Genomic DNA, 2,389 nt, shown 5'->3' with positions numbered 1-2,389 from the left:
GTCACACTGAGCGCCCGCGTGGCGCCTGCCTTCGCGGCATCGCTCCAGACCTACGCGCTCCAGGGCCGCACCTTGCCCGCCGCCGGCGCCACCGGGCAGCCAGTCGACAGCACCCTCCAGCTCCGCTTTGACACCGCCCCGGTTCTTGGCGTTGCGGGCACCGTGCGGGTGTGGCGCGCGAGGGATAACGCGCTGGCGGACGAAATTCACGTTGGCCATGAGGTGAACGCCATCGGCGCCACCGCCGACGGATATTCGCGCGTCGTACGCTGGCAGCCAATCCAGCTGGACGGCAGCAGGGCCACAATCCGCCTTCATGACAATCGTCTGGCATACAACACCGAGTATTTCGTCACCGTTGACGGCAACCTGTTTAAAGGCGCACGTCTGGCGGACAAGCCGTTCGATGGCATCAGCAAGGCATCAGGCTGGCGCTTCCGCACCCGCGCGGCGCCGCCGACGAGCCGCGTAATCACGGTCGATGACGACGGCGCCGCCGACTTCCGTACCGTGCAAGGCGCGCTAAATCACGTCATGCGCAACGTCCCGCGTGACGAACCGGTGACCGTCAACATCGCCAACGGCCGCTACAACGAACTGCTTTACCTGCGCGGCAAAAACAACGTCACTCTGCATGGCGAAAGCCGCGAAGGCGTTGTCATCGCCGAAGAGAACAGCGACGGCCGAAACGCCGGCAGCGGCGTCGGCCAGCCGCAGTTGGCTCCTGGCGCCAACGGTGGCCGTTCCGTCTTCCTGATCGAAGACGCCGACATGCTGACCCTGGACACGCTCACGGTCTTCAACACGACCTGGAACAGCAAGACCATCGGCGGACAAGCGGAAGCCGTCAACTTCTCCAGCGAAGGCCGTTTCATCGCCACGCATTCCAATTTTGTCAGCGAGCAGGACACGATCCAGGTAAAGGGTTACTCGTGGTTCTACCAAAGCCTGATCGCCGGCACGATTGACTTCATCTGGGGCTTCAACCATGGCGCATTGTTCGAGGAGTGCGAGATCCGTTCGCTTGGCCACAGCGGCGGCTCCGCACGCGGTGGATACGTCGTGCAAGCACGCACTGTAGGGACGGACGATCCCGGCTTTGTCTTCCTGAACAGCCGTTTCACCCACGGCCCCGGTCCGGCGGGCAATGATACGCTGCCCGGCTCCATCTACCTCGCCCGTTTCGGCGTGCCGACTGCATGGGACAAGGTGACCTACATTAATAGCCGCATGGACACGCATATCGCGCCTGCCGGCTGGAGCGGAGAACCGCGCGGTGGCACCGGTTGGTTCGAATCGAACTCCATGGACCTGGAAGGCAAGCCGCTCGACCTGTCGTCGCGCAAGGCTGGCCGCGTGCTCGGCGCAGGCGAGGCCGCACAGCTGGTCAATCGTCTGCGTGTATTCGACCATTACCAGAATCCAGTGCTGCATGCGGATTATTCAGACCCTGATGCGATCCGCGTCGGCGATACCTATTACATGACTGCGTCCAGCTTCAACAGCGTGCCGGGGCTGCCGTTGCTGACGTCCAGGGACATGGTCAACTGGACGCTGGCCGGTCACGCGCTGCCGCGCCTGGTGCCGGAGGCCCATTTTGCCGTGCCGCGTTACGGCGACGGCGTGTGGGCGCCATGCCTGCGCTATCACGACGGCAAATTCTGGATTTTCTATCCGGACCCGGATTTCGGCGTTTACGTGATCACGGCCGCCAACTTTGCAGGTCCATGGAGCGCACCGCATCTGCTCTTGCCGGGCAAGGGCATTATCGATCCGACGCCGCTGTGGGATGACGATGGCAGGGTTTATCTGTTGCATGCATGGGCCAAGAGCCGGGCGGGCTTCAACAATGTGCTGACGTTGCGCCAGATGTCTCCTGACGGCCAGCGTATGCTTGATGAGAAAGGCCTTGTCGTCATCGACGGCAATCGTCTGCCGGGTTACAAGACCTTGGAAGGCCCCAAGTTTTATAAGCACGATGGCTGGTATTACGTGTTTGCGCCGGCTGGCGGCGTGGAAGATGGCTGGCAAGCCGTGTTCCGTTCCCGCGCGATCGGCGGACCTTACGAAGAACGCGTCGTCATGGAGCAGGGCGGCTCTGTGGTCAACGGCCCGCATCAGGGAGCATGGGTGCGCGCGCAGGATGGCCGCGACTGGTTCCTGCATTTCCAGGATAAACAGGCATACGGCCGCATCGTCCACCTCCAGCCAATGCAATGGCGCGACGGCTGGCCAGCGATCGGCGCACCCGGCGCCAAGCCCGGAATCGGCAACCCCGTCGCCACATGGCGCGACCCGGTCCCCGGTCAGCCAGCAGCCGCGCAGCAGGCGTTTGGGCAGTCAGCGGTCGCGCTGCCAGCGGTAGGGCGCGCAGCGGTCGCGCAGGCCG

Annotated in this window: 1 protein-coding gene; it reads left to right on the top strand. The window is 63.7% G+C overall.

Translation table 11 applies throughout. From position 1 onward, the window contains the following. The coding region (locus AB4Z11_RS29545) for a pectinesterase family protein (protein ID WP_442029419.1) at positions 1-2,389 on the top strand (2,389 nt) is incomplete at both ends.

The organism is Pseudoduganella sp. RAF53_2 (genome assembly GCF_052113985.1).
Classification (GTDB): domain Bacteria; phylum Pseudomonadota; class Gammaproteobacteria; order Burkholderiales; family Burkholderiaceae_D; genus Rugamonas.
This window is presented reverse-complemented; position numbering and strand designations above follow the sequence as displayed.